Origin of the sequence: Bdellovibrio bacteriovorus, assembly GCF_001592755.1 — a bacterium.
Classification (GTDB): Bacteria; Bdellovibrionota; Bdellovibrionia; order Bdellovibrionales; family Bdellovibrionaceae; genus Bdellovibrio; species Bdellovibrio bacteriovorus_E.
The window spans coordinates 66,332-82,936 of record NZ_LUKF01000002.1 but is presented as its reverse complement, the minus strand read 5'-3'; the positions used below and the strand labels follow the sequence as shown (position 1 = coordinate 82,936).

Here is a 16,605-nt window from a genome sequence, read left to right as displayed (position 1 = left end):
AAATTAAAATAAAAAAGGGACCTTCGAGGTCCCTTTTTTGTTTTAATTAATTGTGTTTGTACATGCGATCTTCGAAGGCGGCGAGGGCGGCTTTAGCACCTTCACCCATGGCGATCACGATCTGCTTGTACGGAGTCGTTGTTACGTCTCCGGCAGCATAAATACCCGCTTCAGAAGTACGTCCTTTTTCGTCGACGATGATTTCACCGAACTTGCTTAAGTTCACAGTGTCCTTCAAGAACTGACTGTTTGGAACTAAACCGATTTGAACGAAGACACCATCAAGATCGATTTTTTCAGTTTTATCTAAACTGCGATCCACGTACTCCAATTGCGTGACCTTTTGGCCGTCGCCAATCACTTTCTGAGTTTTTGCGCTCGTGATGATCGAAGCGTTTGGCAAAGATTTAAGTTTATCCACCAAAATCTTATCCGCTTTCAACTGATCGTTGTATTCAAAGACCACAACTTCACGAACGATCCCGGCAAGATCAATCGCAGCTTCCACGCCAGAGTTTCCGCCACCAATAACGGCCACCTTTTTACCTTTGTAGAAAGGACCATCACAGTGAGGGCAGTAAGCGACGCCACGACCCAGATAGTCTTTTTCACCTTCGACGTTCAGCTCACGCCACTTCGCACCCGTTGTCACGATCACCGCATCGGCTGTCAGATGTTCGCCACTTTCAAGTTCGATGGCTTTGATGCCGTCTTTCGTGTGAATCTTTTTAACACGACGGTTTTCAAAAAGTTTAATCGGGTAGCTAGCAACGTGTTGATTCAACTGCGCTGCCAATTGAGGACCTTCCGTGTAAACAACAGAGATCAAATTCTCAATACCTTTGGTCTCTTGCACCTGACCGCCGATTTTTTCAGTGATCATCGCAACACTTAAGCCCTTACGAACTGTGTAAATCGCAGCCGATGCGCCCGCAGGCCCACCGCCGATCACCAAAGTATCGAAGTGACCCAAGTTTTTGTTCACAGGCTCTTCAACGGGAGCGGAGTCGTCCACGCCGAATGTGTTTTCAAGTTTCGTTAAAAGATCCAAAAGTTGAATGCGGCCCGAGTGGAACATCTTGGAATTCGCAACCAGACTTGGAACACCTTGAATGCCCAAAGCTTGAACGTCGTCTTGAACGTAGCCACCATCAATGATCTCATGGCGCATGCTTCCGTGAACAAGCGCAAATTGATTCAAGGCTTGAACCACGTCAGGACAGTTCTCACAGGTCAAAGAGATGTAAGACTGAATCGTGATGTTCTTTTTCAAACGCTTCACCCGACTTGCCATCAAGCTGTCTAGAGCTTTTCCTTTGCCATCGGTGTTTAAGATCGCCAGGATCAACGAAGTGAATTCGTGACCACCTGGAATGCCTTTAAACACGATGCCCGTCGGTTTGCCTTTGTAAGCAATATGAAACTGAGGCATCGGCGAAGTACCGCCGCTATTGCGAACGGTGATTTTATCTGAAGTGCTCGCCACTTCGTTCAACATTTCAAGAAGATCTTTGTTGTCGTCGTGCGTGCTGTTTTCAACTACAAGTTCGACTGTATTTTCGAGAGATGCGAAGACTGATTTGAGTTGTTCTAAGAGAGAAGAATCCAACATTTCAAACCTCCAAAAGTGTTTTTATAAAGGTCAACGTCTTGTCGCTGACTTGCGCTCACGCCGCGGATTTGACCCTTATAAAAACACTTTTCCGTGCTAAGAAGTTCCGGTGGAAAAGTGTCCCCGCCGTTGCCAGCGGGGAAGAAAGCGAAAATCTAAATTAGATTTTACCAACTAGGTCTAGACCTGGTTTCAAAGTAGATTTACCTGGAGTCCATTTAGCTGGGCATACTTCGCCTGGGTTTGCAGCGATGTATTGAGCCGCTTGGACTTTACGGAACAACTCATCAGCGTTACGGCCGATACCGTTGTCTTGAACTTCAGCTAGTACGATTTTACCAGCAGGGTTCACTAGGAAAGTACCGCGGTAAGCAAGACCTTCTTCTTCAATGTGTACGCCGAAAGCGCGAGTCAATTGGAATGTAGGGTCAGCCAACATTGGGTATTTGATTTTTTTGATTGTATCAGAAGCATCATGCCATGCTTTGTGTGTGAAGTGAGTGTCTGTAGAAACACCGTAAACTTCTACGCCCAATTTTTGGAAATCAGCATATTTATCAGCCATGTCACCCAATTCAGTAGGGCATACGAATGTGAAGTCTGCTGGGTAGAAGAAGAAGATAGACCATTTACCTTTAAGGTCGTTGTGAGTCACAGTTTTGAAATCATTGTGGTGATAAGCTTGAACTTTGAATTCAGGCACTTGCGTGTTGATTAGAGTAAGCATTTATTCTCCTTCGAATAAAATGGTTGTTTTGTATGGGCTCGTGAGCCTAAAAATTATGAGGTCCACTAGCAGCTTTCTGTTAGTGAACATCTTTCGTCGATCAGAATAGAGGATCAACCCCTTTTGGTGAAATCGATTATAAATATCCATTGATAGATTTTCTCTATCTCGATAGAATTGCCTCATAAAGGAGCAGTTTATGACGCCAAAAACGAACTTTTCTTTGACGCAGCTCGAATACGTCATGGCAGTGCATAAATACGGACATTTTGCGAAGGCGGCAGAGGCCTGCTTTGTGACTCAACCTACGTTGAGTATGCAGATCCAGAAATTAGAAGAGGATTTGGGCGTCGTGATCTTTGACCGCTCGAAAAAGCCAGTTCTTCTGACACAGATGGGAAAAAAGCTAATATCTCAAATGCAAACAGTCCTGTTTGAGGCACGAAAGATCGAAAGTCTGATTCAACACGAAAAAAAGGGGGCGAAGCAGGGAAGCTTGGTGGTCGGTGTCATCCCCACCGTGGCTCCATATTTATTGCCGCGCCTGCTGCCAGTTTGCGAAGAACTGTTTCCCGAGGTAGAGCTCAACATTAAAGAGCTGCAAACCGATCAGATTTTGGAAGCCTTGAATGCCGATGAAATCGACGTTGGAATTTTAGCGACGCCGACGAAGATGGCAAAGATGTTTGAGTACCCTTTGTACTATGAGCCATTTTCGGTCTTGTGCGAAAAAAATCACGAGTACGCGCAAATGAAAAAGATAAAATATCAAAGTCTCAGTATGGAAGATATTTGGTTGCTGGAAGAAGGTCACTGCTTGCGCAATCAAGTATTGGATCTGTGTTCGGTCAGAAAAAATAAGGGCGGCGGTCGACGTTATAAATTCGAAAGCGGAAGTTTAGAAACGCTGAAGAACCTCGTCGATCTGTATGGAGGCTACACTTTGCTGCCTTACCTAGCGGCCGAACACATTGGCGATCGCAGTCACTTAGTGCAATTCGAACGACCGATCCCAGCCCGCGAAATCGGTTTGGTGTATCGCCGCGAGCACTACAAAAACGAATTGATCGAAGCTTTAGGCGAAGCGATATTAAAAAGCATTCCGGAAGAACTGCGCAAGATCCGCCAAAAAGATCTCGACGTCCTTCCCATCGCTTAAGGTACCAGGCTCTTTTTCGCGGAAGCGGTTGAGTGAACGGAATATTTTTATAGTGATAAAGTGATTCGCGAAAATGTAGCTGAGGTCATTGCATCTTTGTCGGAATGAACTGGCGACAAAGCACTTGAAGAGTTCGTGGAGAAGTAATTTCACGAAGGCAAAAGAAAGATATTATGAAAACAAGAAAACCCATTGAGAACCGCGAAGACATCAGGTTGTTAGTCGACGAGTTTTACTCGAAGGTGCGTCAAGATCCTTATATTGGTCCCATATTCACCGACGTCGCGAAAGTGGATTGGGAAGAACATTTGCCAAAGCTTTACAACTTTTGGGCTGACTTGTTGTTGGGAGAAGATACCTATCGCGGCAGGCCTTTCCCTCCGCATATGAAGTTGAATTTGCAACAGGGTCACTTCGAGCAATGGCTGCGCTTATTCACGCAGACTGTGGATGAGAATTTTGTGGGCTTAAAAGCTTCCGAGGCGAAATCGAGGGCGCTGCGGATTGCGCGGAATTTTATGATTAATTTAAGTTTGATGGACAACTAATTTAATTGAGTGGGTATCGAATTGTTAATTTAATAGATAGATTTTTTATTAACTTAATAGGTTACTAAGCTATTATTTATTAAGGTCAGTCAGTTAGTTAGTAAGTTAGTAAGTCAGTAGTCAGTCAGTAGTCAGTCAGTAGTCAGTCAGTAGTCAGTCAGTAGTCAGTTAGTAGTCAGTTAATCAGTTAGTTAGTTAGTTAGTTAGTTAGTTAGTTAGTTAGTTACGAAGAATAGCTCAAAAAAATAATCAAAGCTTTTAAAGCAGGCCTTCCGAATCGAACTAAAGCTCTTCCCGCTGACGCAAGTGCTTACTGCCACGGTGGAAGTGAAATCGTCCCTATTGTACGCATTTGATTGCCTTTCAACACAACAACCTTTGTTTTTCCTCAACCAAACAAACCCTCATTTCCGAATAAGGACAAGATTTTCTATCCTACTAGAAACGGGGAGGTCCGCTATGAAACTCACCATCACGTTTACTTCGCAAGGACGTTTGTTGGAAGGCTGCCTTTATCTACCTAAAAATTCTTCCGAACATCTGGTCGGATTGTTATTTGAAGGTTCGATGACAGGAGCCACCAACCAAATCACGCACTATATTGCGCGCGAAGTGAGTGAAGAAGGTTTTGCCTGCCTCGTGATGGATCATAGCTACTATTCGGAAGATGAAGGGGCGGCGCAATCATGGGAGTCGCCTTCAAAGCGCACTGAAGACATCCATTGCGCTCTTAGCTTTATGCAAAAGCACGGTACCATCAATCCAGAAAAAATCATCGGCGTCGGAGTCAGTGTCGGAGCGGAATACATGGCGCAAGTCTGTCGCGAATCCAATGTCTGTAAAGGCTTAGTGATGATTCAAGGACCTTACGATGATGCACAAAACAAAGCGCAAGATCTGGATATTCCAACAGTGGTTGTCGATGAAACTCACCTGGATTCGGCGATCGATGAAACAGTGATGTGGGCGCGAACTCTGTTTAACGGAAAGTTTGCCGAAAACCCCAATCCACCGTTAGTGGATTGGAGTCGCGCGGATAAATAAATAATTAGCGCAATTTGATTTTAACAGAATTAACGACTTCATTGTTGAAGCCGCGAATGTCGACAGTGACAAGCTTCTTTTTCCAGTCGATATCAGCCAGACCAAAATTTTCTTTGCTGTAAACCGGGCCGACATAGTGAGAATCCGCATCGCTGTATTTATTGGCGCGGTTGATAGAGCTAGAGGTGATTTCGTACAAAGAACCGTAATTTTTCAGATCCATCTTAGAGATCGAAGCAATATGACGATCGCCGCTTAACAAAATCACATTCTTCGCGCGCGTGGACTTTAACAAGTCAAAGAAGCGCTGACGTTCTTTCGGGAAGTTGCCCCATTTTTCGTATTTGGGATCGTTCGCAATCAACTGAATACTTGAAACAATAAAGCGCACTTCCGCAGGACGCTTCAGCTGTGTTTCCAGCCACTCCCATTGAGCTTCTCCTAAGATCGTGCCTTCATCTTGCGGGATATAATCCTGCGCTTTGCCTTCATTCCCCGGGCTTTCTTTTAAAGGACTGCGGAAATAGCGAGTGTCGAGCATGATCACTTGCACGGATTTCTTTTTTGGTCCGATCATCTTCGCGTGATAGATGCCCTTTTGTTCTAAAGGAATGCTGTTTTTAACATAACCCCAATAGTTTAAGAAATCGCGGCGAGCATTGTCTTTGCCTTTAAAGTCGGATCCGCCATCGCGTTCGCCGAAATCATGATCGTCCCAGGTTGCCATGAAAGGAACTTCTTTGCGGATGGCGATGTATTCAGGAATTTGATCCATCTTGCGATATTGTTCGGCGATAGGTTGTTGAGTCGGGTGGCTGGCATAGACATTATCACCCATGAAAAGAAAAAGATCGGGCTTGGCTTGAAGAACGTCCTTCCATAATGGCTCTGGCTGATCTTGATTTGCGCAAGAACCAAAAGCGATTTTATTCACTGGCTTTTCATACACGATTTCCTGGGATGGCAGGGAGGAGATATACGTTGCAGAAGTTGACGAGCCCGAATCATGTTTCGCCGTCTGTGCACAGCCAAGAATAAATAACGAAAGCAGTAAAATCTTTTTCATACAGTCCTTTTCCTAAAAAACGCGCCTTCATTTCAAGCGAGGACGTTCTTGCGGTCAAATTCTTTCGTCTCAAATTAGAACACGGCACAACTCTTGGATATCCTAAGAAGTATGAACAAGAAGATGCTACTATTTTTAAGAACTGCCGCGCTTTGCTTTGTAGGACTAGCCATCATGGCCTCTGAACTCGCATTGGTTGGAGCCAAAAGCACCAATCCCACAGTGAGACAGCCCACAAATGGCGTCGCTGTTCAGCCGTTATCCAAACGCCGTCACGACATTTCACTGCATATGCAGACAGCGAAGCGTTGGGCCGAGGTTTTAGATACCCAATCCAGTGAGATCCTTAAGGCCTCATCAATGGGGACACTGCAAAGATGGCGTCAAAATATTGATCTAACAACGATGAAGACCCAATACGCGGAAGGAACTTTGGCGCATTTAAAATCCATGACGTCACTATTCAAAGTGCGCCGTCAAATGGGACGCTTTAAAGATTTAAAAGAATTCGATTTTCAAAATATGGTTCGCAAAAGCGATTATCTGATGGCTTTACCTACGACGAAGGAAAGCTTAGATACTGAAGATCCCGAGATCGAGCGCATTTTAGTGGCTTACAGCCACGAACGCCAGCAGCTTTCCATCCACTAGAGCCAAAAAAAAGGGAGCTTTGCAGCTCCCTTTTTCATTCTAGATTTCTCTAAATTATTTTCTTTCAGACAAAGGAACAACTTTGCGTTGTTCGTGACCCACGTACTCAGAAAGAGGACGGATGATACGGTTGTCTGCAGCTTGCTCCATGATGTGAGCAGACCAGCCTGTTGTACGAGCCATAACGAAGATCGGCGTAAAGAAGTCGATCTCAAAGCCCATCATGTAGTAAGCAGGACCCGCTGGGAAGTCCAAGTTAGGGTAGATTTTCTTTTTCTCTACCATCACTTTTTCAAGCGACGTGTACATTTGCATCCATTTTTGCTCGCCAGTTACGTCGGCCATAACTTGCGCGTATTTTTTCATTGTTGGAACGCGAGAGTCACCAGAACGGTAAACGCGGTGACCGAAGCCCATGACTTTTTTCTTCTGAGCTAGAGCATCCAACATCCATTGTTCTGCTTTCGCAGGGTCTGCGATCTCTTTCATCATGTGCATAACCATTTCGTTCGCACCACCGTGCAAAGGACCTTTCAACGCACCGATACCCGCCACAGTTGCAGAGTAGATATCAGATTGAGTTGAAGTCACAACACGTGCTGTGAAAGTAGAAGCATTGAAGCTGTGTTCAGCGTAAAGGATCAAAGATACGTCGAAAGCCTTTACAACTTCTTTTTGAGGTACTTTACCAAAGCACATGTGGAAGAAGTTTTCAGAAATAGAAAGATCCGCTTTTGGAGGAATGAAGTCCAAACCTTTTTTGAAGCGGTAGTCGGCAGCAACCATTGTTGGAATTTTTGCTAGCAACTGGATTGCTTTATCCATGTTTGTCGCGGGAGTCGCATCCCAGATACGAGCGTCTTCAGTTCCCAAGAAAGAAACCGCCGTGCGGATAGAATCCATCGGGTGGCATTTTTGTGGAAGAGCTTTGATCACATTCAACAAAGTTGTCGAGATCTCACGGTAGCCGCGCTCTTTTTTCGTGAAGTCCGCAAGTTGAGAAGCTGTTGGCAACTCGTTGTTGTAAAGAAGGTAAGCCACTTCTTCGAATGAGCAGTTTTCAGCCAAGTCTTGAACTGGGTAACCACGGTAGATCAAAGAGTTTGTGTGAGGGTTTACTTTAGATACTTTTGAAGTATCCATAACCACGCCCTCAAGGCCCTTTTTCACGTTCATTTTATCCGGTTCTGGAACGTAATCTGGATTGATATATTCAGCCATTTTTCCTCCGCAAGAAGGCGTCGGCATTTGCTTTAAAATGCGGCGCACAATGTGTCGTTAAAGTAATGGCTCAAGCTAGCTCGGGGTTCTGCGTGGGTCAACCTCTCCGAAACAATGAAGCCTGCCTTTGCCAGCTGCGGCGAGGGGGAGAGCCCACTTGAAGACCACTTGACGTGAGAGCCCGTGATCTAAAGACTGAATGCATGGAAATATCGTTCGCTCTTCTTCCGGCATTTTTGCATGTGTACTTCTTTATTTTAGAAAGCCTTCTTTGGGGGCGCCCGCGCATCAATCGCATTTTTGGCGTGAAGGCTCAAGATGTGGCGGCGACAAAGCCTCTTGCGTTCAATCAGGGCTTTTACAATCTCTTCTTGGCTATCGCGATTTTTGCGGGACTGCATTTGAGAACCGCAGAGATGACCTATTCCATGGGAACAACACTTATTATCTATGCTCTTCTTTCTATATGTGGGGCGGGCTTAGTCCTGCTTTTGTCAAATCCACGCAAGATGTGGCGCGGAGCCTTGATTCAATTCGTGCCCGCAGCCATCGCTCTGGTTCCCTATCTGAAAAGCTGATAGTGCAGAGGACTCAGGGTGACTAGACAAAAATAGAACAGTGTTATGCAAATTTGACGTCTTTTGGAACAGTGCTTTTTCCATAATAATGGAGGCATGAGTAAGGAAACACGTTCCTTAAGTCGAAGGTCTTTGCTGATGGGCGCAGGTAGTGCGCTGACAGCTTTAGGTCTATGGAGATTGCATATGCCTGATCAATTAAAAACTCTTTTAAATCTGACTTCAAAACAAGACGGGGAAAAAATGCCCGTGCTTTTTGTTGGGCACGGCAATCCTATGAACGCCATCCAAGATAATCCATTCACGCAAAGTTTGGCGAATCTGGGAAATGAAATCGCCACGCCAAAAGCCATCTTGGTTGTTTCTGCGCACTGGTTGAGCGCGGGCACGTGGGTGACTCGGATGGAAAAGCCACGCACGATTCATGACTTCTACGGTTTTCCGCAAGAGTTATTCAACGTGCAGTATCCTGCGCCCGGTGATCCAGAGTTGGCAAAACAAATTCAAAGCCTTTCCAGTAAGCCGCAAATTCATGGCGACGACAGTTCGTGGGGATTGGATCATGGAACCTGGGCGGTGCTTCGTAAGATGTATCCGCAGGCCGATATTCCCGTTTTGCAGTTGAGTATAGATATGTCCGAGCCTCCGGCATTTCATTTTGAATTGGGTCGCACTTTAAAAAAATTAAGAGAGCAAGGTGTCTTGATTGTCGGAAGCGGCAACATTGTTCACAACCTGCGCCGCGCGAATTGGGATAAGCCATTGCAAGGTGAGGATTGGGCCATCGAGTTTGATGAATGGGCAAAGGCAAAACTGGTCGATCGCGACTTTAAGGCACTCACTGAAGAGTTTATGAAGTCGACGGCCGGTCGCCTTAGTGTGCCGACACCGGATCACTATTTACCAATGCTCTATGTCTTAGGAGCCGCTGATGAGAAAGATGAACTGGCGTTCCAGTTTGAAGGTTATGACATGGGTTCTATTTCTATGCGTGGGTTTAGCTTGGGTAAAAAAGGATGATATGAAAACAGAAAACAAGCTGCAGGCGATTTACATTCCGGCGAAAGAAAAAGGCCAGGGTAAGTCGCCCGTCATCATCGCTCTGCATGGCGTCGGTTCGAACGAAAAGGATCTGGCGGAGTTTGCTTCTTCGCTCGATCCACGTTTCGCCGTCTTTAGTTTGCGCGCACCTTTAGTGATCGGTGCAGAAAGTTTTGCGTGGTTCCAGGTTCGCTTCACTGCGGAGGGACCCGTTCACAATCGCGAAGAAGCGGAACAATCTCGTCGCCTGCTCAAAGAATTTATTAAAGATCTAAAATCTCATCCCGACGTTGATGCCCGCAAAGTCCTTCTTTTAGGTTTCAGCCAAGGGACCATCATGAGTCTGTCCTTAGGATTTACGGAGCCCGAGCTTGTTCGCGGCATCGTCGCAATCGGCGGACGCACGTTGCAAGAGATTTCGCAAGGTGTGGTGCCTGATGGCACAGTGACATCGACGCCGAAGGTTTTGCTCCTGCACGGTGTGCACGATAACAAGCTCCCTTTGTTTCATGCTGAAGCCACGGCGGAAACTTTGAAAAAAGCCGGTTTTGCATTTAACTTTAAGACTTACAATGCGGGTCATGAAATCACTCCAGAAATGAGAGATGATATAAGTGAATGGCTTAAAGCCAATTTTTGATCCAAACCAGCGCGGGGGCTAAGAATGAATTCGTGGAGTCTTAATGGAAAAACAGCAGTCGTTTGTGGAGCCTCTGGAGGAATCGGGAAAGCCACAGCCCTTTTATTTGCTGAACGGGGCGCGAAGATCATCGCCTTAGCCCGCACCGAAGAAAAACTAAAATCTTTAATGAACGAACTTTCGGGAAGTGGTCACAAGTATTTTACCGTCGATCTGGGTGATACCGAAAATTTAAAAAAACTTTTACCTCAGCTACAAAAAGAATCAGTGCAAATTCTTATTAATAATTCTGGAGGACCTAAAGGGGGTCCTCTTCACGCCGCAAACGTCGAAGAATTCGAAGCTCCGTTTAAATCGCACTTGCATGCCGCGCACTTGTTGGTTCAGACACTTCTTCCGTCCATGAAGCAATCTCACTATGGGCGCATCTTAAATGTCATTTCCACATCAGTAAAAAATCCTCTGCCAAATTTAGGAGTTTCTAATACGGTCAGGGGAGCCATGGCCAGTTGGTCAAAAACCTTAGCCGGAGAACTCGCTCCTTTCGGAATCACCGTCAACAATGTTTTACCGGGTTATATTCTGACGGATCGTCTGACATCTTTAATGGATGCGTCGGCGAAGTCATCGCAAACGACATTGGATCAAGTTGAAGAAAATTGGAAGAGGTCTGTGCCTATGCGAAGAATCGGAGAACCGAAAGAGATGGCCGAAGCCATCGCCTTCTTAGCAAGTCCCGCCGCCTCTTACATCACAGGTATCAACTTGCCTGTCGACGGCGGCAGAACTCCTTCTTTATAGCTATTTAAGTCGGCAGCTTTCGATGCTCAAAGAAACGATGTCGTTTTTGTTCAGCACGCCCTTTTTGAAGGCGGCAGAAACGGCATCGTCAATCGCCAAAGAATCGCCCCCTTTGTATTCTGGATAAGTCAGATTCGCATCATCCATCTTCTTCATGAATTGTGGAGTCAAAGTTCCTTCAGAGGCTAGCGACACCAAGGCGCCAGCACGCTTTTTTGAATATGCGAAAATATCTTTCGCCGATGTGAACTCCAGTTCCTCACCACCATCGTTATTGATAAGTAGTTCGGCGTGGAATACACCCAAGGCATCTCCATCTTCTGTTGCACAGAGCATGATGTTCATGCCCAAGATATCAGAGTCCGTACACTCACTGAGCTCCATTTTTGACTCGGGACGAACTGGGCTGGCTTTTAAAGTGATAGTGCGTTCCATCGGCATCAATCCTCCAGCGGTCGCCGTAGTCAGACTGACAGTGCACTCCATGGAGGCGGCCATGGCTTGGCTTCCCAGGCTGAGTAAAAGTGCCGCAGCTGTAATAGAAATAGATTTCTTAGCGAACATGGGTTCTCCCTTTTTTAAAACGTTGCAAAACCGGTGTCTAAATAGTCAGGAAGTTTATTAGCGACGAGTATGCCTAGTTTAAAGCCCGTTTATTTGCTTAGCGCTCAAGAACACCTGCCGAAAAGACGCCCAAAATCGTCACCTGGTAAAGGCATGAGCACTCGAATAAAGGCGAGGATTCGTTGTCTTTGATCTCATAATGGAACACATGTTGCTCCTAAGCCTCACGAATATTAACGGAGGTTTTTCTTATGACGAAAAGAGCGTTTCTGGTACAAGCGATCGTAATGATGTTCTCCATCGGAGCTCAAGCGGGCGAATCATTGGTATTCCACGGCACTTTGGCGGCTCGCAAGCAGTGTGCGGATACAGGCAGTGGATTTTTTGCGAAAGATCTGGGCTGTAAGAAGCTTGCGATCTCTGAAAGAGCTTGCGCAGTGGCTTTAAATATTAACGGCCAAGGCGAAGTAAAAAGCATCGAGGTAGAAGCTCCTGAAGCGGTAAATAAAGGTGACGCTCGTAAAGCGCAATACAAGACCTCTGTGAAAGGGCCTTATCTATATAAAGATGGCTTTCATGCTTATAGCTTTAACTTAGATAAAGTTTCTTCAGCGGAAGTGAAGATTGCTAGCGATGGTACGGGTCGCGTATTGGCTGCAAACCTTTATTTCGATCACGAATTCCAAGCTGACGGCACTCGCACTTACAAACAATACGAATGCCGTAACTTGAAACGCGTAAGATAATTTAAATTTCGATTTGGCGGCAGAGCCATTGTTCAAGCTCTGTCAGTCCCGCGGAAAGATCCGGGTACTTGCTTTGGATTTTTCCAAACGCGTGTTTAATCACGTCGCCGCGGTAAGGGGACCCACGAAGTTCATTCGTGAGGTCTTCGATCAATTGCGGGTACAAACAATCTGTGAAAATACGAAGTTCCTTGATCACGCCGTCTTCGACTTTGAAATGAAAATCAAAAAAGCCCAAAGACAAATACTCATCCATCTTGTGACTGAACTCTAAAGTATTTCCATACAACCAATCCCAAGAACTTAATGAGTCGTACTGAGTTTTAAGCTCCGGCATTTCTTTTAAGCTTGCCATCGTCAAAGACTCGATCTCGGCCTTGGCGCCATAGAATTTTTCAAAAGAAGCCACCATGGTTTCAACAATCTGTTCGTGACGGATTTCTGACGCCACTTCATTTAAGTTTGCCACGCGCGCGCGAACGGATTCTTTGCCTTTGGCCTGCAATTTTTTTGGATTCGGAGTCAGATAATTTCCAAGGCGAGTTAGATCGGTATGCAGAAGAAGTGTCCCATGATGGAAAGCACGGTCTTTCTTTTCGCGATAAGCGCTGCCGCTGAACTTACGGGGGCCATCATGGAAAGGGATCAGTAAATCATTACGACCTGAAGCCTCTCCTTGAATGCCAAAAGTTTTCAAAGCATCAAAAATGATCTGCACATTGTTTTCACGCTTATAAGATTCTTTCGGAGAAAGAAAAGTGAAGTTGGTATTTCCTAAATCGTGAAAGACAGCGCCGCCACCGGTTGTCCTGCGCGCTAAATGAACATTGTCTGATTTCATTTGCGCAAGGTTGCACTCGGTCCAAGGATTTTGGTTGCGGCCGATGACGACAGTCTCTTCATTGCGCCATAAGAAAAGAATTTGCTGAGAAGGATCCAAATTGTGAAAGATCCACTCTTCCGTCGCAAGATTAAGATGAGGATTTAAACTGTCAGACAGGAAAACTTTGAGTTTTTGCATAGGGCGTAACCTATTCCCTGTCCCCGTTGTCGTCAAGAGAGCAGGGTCCCAAGTCGGGGCAGGAAAGTTGACATTTTCGCTGAGAACGATTTAAATAAGGCTGTATTTCGGTTCATTTTCATTTGAACCTTTACCCGGACGATGTGCGACGTACCCGGTCAAGACAAGACGACGCTTTTTTCTAACGAAAGGAGTGTTGGTATGTCTAACACAACAGCATGGATTCTTTTATTGGTCGCAGGCCTTCTTGAAGTGGGCTGGTCGATCGGTCTTAAATACACAGCCGGCTTTACAAAATTAGGCCCTAGCGTTTTTACTCTGCTGACTTTAGCGGGGAGTATGTTCCTTTTAGCCAAAGCTGCAAACGTCCTTCCTATCGGAACCGCTTATGGAGTGTGGGTCGGGATCGGCGCCTTAGGGGCGGCTATTTTAGGTATCGTCTTATTTAAAGAAGCTGTGACACCCGCAAGGATCTTTTTCTTGGTCTTGCTTCTTGTGTCCATCATTGGTTTAAAAATGACCTCTGGGGCTGAGTAATAATTACTATTCAATTCATGAATATATTCAGGTGAAGCATTGATTTTGTTTTCACCTGAATTCGGCATATACACGGGCCATTCCAAATCACTTTTTAAAGGATGGCCCGATGAAAAAATTAATTCTTATTGCCTCACTTGCTTTTTCTTTTACTGCGAACGCAAAATCTAAAAGCATTGAAGAGCGCATCAATTATGCAGCGACTTTACTTGCAGAAGTAGCTGAAGGCTCGCAAACATACACAGTGGCTCCGAACAAAGACCCCAAAGCCATGATTCTAGAGCTTGCACTGCAAACAGGTTATGTTGAGTCCGTTGAAGAGTTCGAAGAGCACTGGGCCGAGGATGGCTCCGCATGGGAAACCGACGGCATGACTTGGGGACCAGAGACTTGGGGTGGCGCTTCCGACTATATCCGCGGTCAACTTGAGCTGAGACTTGAAGAGGGTGAACAAACTCAAGAGGATAAAATCAAATTTGCCGAGCAAATATTGAAAGTAAATCGTGCAGAATTCATTCTTCGCTCGATCAAATCAGTTAAATATGGTGTGGCTCCTATCGGCGCCGTTCAATGTGGAGTGACGTTTTCGTCATTATTAATCATCGACACTGAAAACGGAAAGATTCACCAAATCGACATGGAAGGTTCAGGCTGCTAAAGCTCTGAGACTCCGTAAACGAAAAAAAGCCAGTGGTCTCACTGGCTTTTCTATTTTTTAAGTCTGTGCCGTCGACTTAAGCCATTGGGGAGTCGGCGCGGGAACATAGTTCGCAAACTTATTCAAAATCTCTTCTGGCGACTGCGCGAACACGACAAGGTCTTTATACTCATCGCGAATAAATCCTTCACGCATTCCAGACTCAATCAGTTCCTTCAAAGGTTTATAGAATTCATTGACGTCCAAAATCCCAATGGGCTTTTGGTGAAGACCCAACTGCGCCCAAGTGACAATCTCACAAAGCTCTTCAAAAGTTCCAAACCCACCAGGCAAAGCAATAAAGGCATCAGCCAGCTCCGCCATGCGCGCCTTGCGAGTGTGCATAGAATCCACAACCTGCAAATCCGTGAGCCCCGTATGCGCCACTTCTTTTTGCATAATCACTTGAGGAATAACGCCAATAACCTTCCCACCGTGAGCAAGGCAAGAGTCCGCCATCGCCCCCATCAATCCGATCTTAGCACCGCCATAAACCAAAGTGATGCCGTTCATCGCAAACGTCTTTCCCAACTCACGCGCCATCTCTAAATATTCAGGACGAACCCCCGAACTAGAACCGCAAAACACACAGATTTTTTTCATGAAAAACTCCTGTTAGAAAAATGCTGAACGAACTTCTGCTTTTTTCAGTGTGAGAAAATAAAAAGGGAAAAAGGACAACGCCTTTTTCCCTTCGAACCCTGTTCCTTTTGTGAACAAAGGGAAGCAGGTACCTATTTCAACGTGAAGTTGAAGATGCTTGTGTCGAAAGAATTGTATTCGTCATAACGGGATAGCGCATACAAGTCTTTGCGAGTTTGCATTTTGTCTAAAAGACCTTCTTGAGTTCCTTTAGCTTTGATTTCATTAAGACCCGCCACAGTTGCACCCATCGCAAGACGGAACGTCGTCACAGGATAGATCACGATATTGTAACCCAGGTTTGAAAGCTCTTGATAAGTGTACAAACGACCTTTACCAAATTCCGTCATGTTCGCAAGAAGAGGAACAGAAACCGCCTTACGGAAAGTTTCAAATTCTTTTTCAGTCTCTAAAGCCTCAGTGAAAATACAATCCGCACCGGCATCGATGTAAGCCTTCGCGCGGTCAATAGCTTTATCCAAGCCTTCCACCGCACGAGCATCCGTACGAGCAATCAAAAGGAAGTTTTCATCCAACTTCTTACCACGAGCGGCTGCCGCCACTTTGCGAGTCGCTTCATCACGAGTCACAAGACCTTTACCATCCAAGTGACCACAACGCTTCGGATTGATCTGATCTTCAATATGGCAACCCGCAAGCCCCATCTCAATCATCTCTTGCACTGTGCGAGTCGCACTCATCGGCTCACCAAAGCCCGTATCAATATCAATAATAGTTGGAAGCTTTGTCGTACGAGCAATCTGACGCCCACGCTGAGCCACCTCAGTCAAAGAAGTCAAACCAATGTCAGGATACCCAAGATCATTAGAAAGAACCGACCCCGAGATATAAACCCCATCAAAGCCTTCTTTCTCAATAGCCATACTCACAAGCGGCGACCAAGACCCGGGAAACTGCAAAAGTTTCCCCGATTTCAAAGCCTCACGAAAATTCTTACGTTTTTGAGCGGGAGTAATTTCAGGAAATAACATCGTTCCTCCAAAGATAAATAAAGAAAAGAAAACTCAAAGAAACAAACGACAAAAAAAGTCATTCACATCATTCAATTTTCAAGACCAAAACAGCATCCAGATCCCCACACCGAACTATTAAAATCCGTAAGTGCCAACCTCTGAAAAACTTCACAAACAGAAAAGCTTTCAGAACTTTACGAGATCGAGCTTTTTGCCTTTGAAAATTCACTGGTGATTCTAACATTTCCAAACACGAATGTGCTTTCAAAGACAAAAAATAAAGCGGACTTAAAGAACCAAGACGTCGTGGAGGAGGGGAGGGAAAGCCTTTAGAGG

The 16,605-nt window shown here is 45.4% G+C and carries 19 protein-coding genes and 1 riboswitch; of the genes, 11 read left to right on the top strand and 8 right to left on the bottom strand.

Going from position 1 to position 16,605, the window contains the following annotated elements; translation table 11 throughout:
• Positions 1–46: 46 nt before the first annotated feature.
• Together ahpF and ahpC are read right to left on the bottom strand one after the other, a co-directional pair.
• The gene (gene ahpF / locus AZI85_RS03220; RefSeq protein ID WP_063242732.1) at positions 47–1,612 is read right to left on the bottom strand and encodes an alkyl hydroperoxide reductase subunit F; all 1,566 of its coding nucleotides are present in this window, start codon (positions 1,610–1,612) and stop codon (positions 47–49) included.
• 160 nt (positions 1,613–1,772) lie between these two features.
• Complete coding sequence (gene ahpC, locus AZI85_RS03215; RefSeq protein WP_063204480.1) at positions 1,773–2,339, bottom strand: alkyl hydroperoxide reductase subunit C; 567 nt, start codon at positions 2,337–2,339, stop codon at positions 1,773–1,775.
• Positions 2,340–2,538: 199 nt separating this feature from the next.
• Between ahpC and AZI85_RS03210 the strand changes: the two genes are divergently transcribed.
• The 3 genes from AZI85_RS03210 (at position 2,539) to AZI85_RS03200 (ending at position 5,090) form a co-directional block, all read left to right on the top strand.
• Positions 2,539–3,498: a hydrogen peroxide-inducible genes activator gene (locus AZI85_RS03210; protein WP_063204479.1), complete on the top strand. Its 960-nt coding sequence runs from the start codon at positions 2,539–2,541 to the stop codon at positions 3,496–3,498.
• Positions 3,499–3,671: 173 nt separating this feature from the next.
• Positions 3,672–4,046 (top strand): group III truncated hemoglobin, encoded by a 375-nt coding sequence (locus AZI85_RS03205; protein WP_063242731.1) that lies wholly within the window; start codon positions 3,672–3,674, stop codon positions 4,044–4,046.
• A 459-nt stretch (positions 4,047–4,505) separates the two neighbouring features.
• Positions 4,506–5,090 carry an alpha/beta hydrolase gene (locus AZI85_RS03200; RefSeq protein WP_063242730.1) on the top strand — a complete coding sequence of 195 codons (585 nt, stop codon included), beginning with the start codon at positions 4,506–4,508 and terminating at the stop codon, positions 5,088–5,090.
• A 4-nt stretch (positions 5,091–5,094) separates the two neighbouring features.
• Here the strand turns inward: AZI85_RS03200 and AZI85_RS03195 are convergent, their stop codons facing one another.
• Complete coding sequence (locus tag AZI85_RS03195) at positions 5,095–6,156, bottom strand: alkaline phosphatase D family protein (protein WP_063242729.1); 1,062 nt, start codon at positions 6,154–6,156, stop codon at positions 5,095–5,097.
• 111 nt (positions 6,157–6,267) lie between these two features.
• Between AZI85_RS03195 and AZI85_RS03190 the strand changes: the two genes are divergently transcribed.
• Positions 6,268–6,807: a hypothetical protein gene (locus AZI85_RS03190; protein ID WP_155723907.1), complete on the top strand. Its 540-nt coding sequence runs from the start codon at positions 6,268–6,270 to the stop codon at positions 6,805–6,807.
• A gap of 54 nt (positions 6,808–6,861) precedes the next feature.
• Here AZI85_RS03190 and AZI85_RS03185 read toward each other — a convergent pair whose 3' ends face one another.
• Entirely contained in the window at positions 6,862–8,028 is a 1,167-nt protein-coding gene (locus AZI85_RS03185; protein ID WP_063204474.1) for a bifunctional 2-methylcitrate synthase/citrate synthase, read from the bottom strand.
• A 203-nt stretch (positions 8,029–8,231) separates the two neighbouring features.
• On the opposite strand from AZI85_RS03185, the gene AZI85_RS03180 reads away from it, so the two are divergent.
• The 4 genes from AZI85_RS03180 (at position 8,232) to AZI85_RS03165 (ending at position 11,088) form a co-directional block, all read left to right on the top strand.
• Positions 8,232–8,606: a DUF1304 domain-containing protein gene (locus AZI85_RS03180; protein WP_063242727.1), complete on the top strand. Its 375-nt coding sequence runs from the start codon at positions 8,232–8,234 to the stop codon at positions 8,604–8,606.
• Positions 8,607–8,702: 96 nt separating this feature from the next.
• Entirely contained in the window at positions 8,703–9,626 is a 924-nt protein-coding gene (ygiD, locus tag AZI85_RS03175) for a 4,5-DOPA dioxygenase extradiol (protein WP_253720811.1), read from the top strand.
• Between the two features lies 1 nt (position 9,627).
• The gene (locus tag AZI85_RS03170) at positions 9,628–10,287 is read left to right on the top strand and encodes an alpha/beta hydrolase (protein ID WP_063242726.1); all 660 of its coding nucleotides are present in this window, start codon (positions 9,628–9,630) and stop codon (positions 10,285–10,287) included.
• A 24-nt stretch (positions 10,288–10,311) separates the two neighbouring features.
• A complete protein-coding gene (locus AZI85_RS03165; protein ID WP_063242725.1) occupies positions 10,312–11,088 on the top strand; it encodes an SDR family oxidoreductase in 777 nt (258 codons plus the stop codon).
• On the opposite strand, the gene AZI85_RS03160 is transcribed toward AZI85_RS03165, so the two are convergent.
• Complete coding sequence (locus AZI85_RS03160; protein WP_063242724.1) at positions 11,089–11,652, bottom strand: hypothetical protein; 564 nt, start codon at positions 11,650–11,652, stop codon at positions 11,089–11,091. It abuts the gene before it with no gap.
• Positions 11,653–11,903: 251 nt separating this feature from the next.
• Between AZI85_RS03160 and AZI85_RS03155 the strand changes: the two genes are divergently transcribed.
• Positions 11,904–12,398 carry a hypothetical protein gene (locus AZI85_RS03155; protein WP_063242723.1) on the top strand — a complete coding sequence of 165 codons (495 nt, stop codon included), beginning with the start codon at positions 11,904–11,906 and terminating at the stop codon, positions 12,396–12,398.
• Between the two features lies 1 nt (position 12,399).
• Here AZI85_RS03155 and AZI85_RS03150 read toward each other — a convergent pair whose 3' ends face one another.
• A complete protein-coding gene (locus AZI85_RS03150; RefSeq protein WP_063242722.1) occupies positions 12,400–13,419 on the bottom strand; it encodes a lipoate--protein ligase in 1,020 nt (339 codons plus the stop codon).
• 105 nt (positions 13,420–13,524) lie between these two features.
• Positions 13,525–13,597: riboswitch (guanidine-III (ykkC-III) riboswitch) on the top strand.
• 23 nt (positions 13,598–13,620) lie between these two features.
• Here AZI85_RS03150 and AZI85_RS03145 point away from each other — a divergent pair.
• Both AZI85_RS03145 and AZI85_RS03140 read left to right on the top strand, forming a co-directional pair.
• Positions 13,621–13,956, top strand: a complete 336-nt coding sequence (locus tag AZI85_RS03145; RefSeq protein ID WP_063242721.1) for a DMT family transporter — start codon at positions 13,621–13,623, stop codon at positions 13,954–13,956.
• Between the two features lie 109 nt (positions 13,957–14,065).
• The gene (locus tag AZI85_RS03140) at positions 14,066–14,614 is read left to right on the top strand and encodes a hypothetical protein (RefSeq protein ID WP_063242720.1); all 549 of its coding nucleotides are present in this window, start codon (positions 14,066–14,068) and stop codon (positions 14,612–14,614) included.
• Between the two features lie 57 nt (positions 14,615–14,671).
• On the opposite strand, the gene AZI85_RS03135 is transcribed toward AZI85_RS03140, so the two are convergent.
• Both AZI85_RS03135 and prpB read right to left on the bottom strand, forming a co-directional pair.
• Positions 14,672–15,256 (bottom strand): TIGR00730 family Rossman fold protein, encoded by a 585-nt coding sequence (locus AZI85_RS03135; RefSeq protein ID WP_063242719.1) that lies wholly within the window; start codon positions 15,254–15,256, stop codon positions 14,672–14,674.
• A 131-nt stretch (positions 15,257–15,387) separates the two neighbouring features.
• Entirely contained in the window at positions 15,388–16,287 is a 900-nt protein-coding gene (prpB, locus tag AZI85_RS03130) for a methylisocitrate lyase (protein WP_063242718.1), read from the bottom strand.
• Between the last annotated feature and the right edge of the window lie 318 nt (positions 16,288–16,605).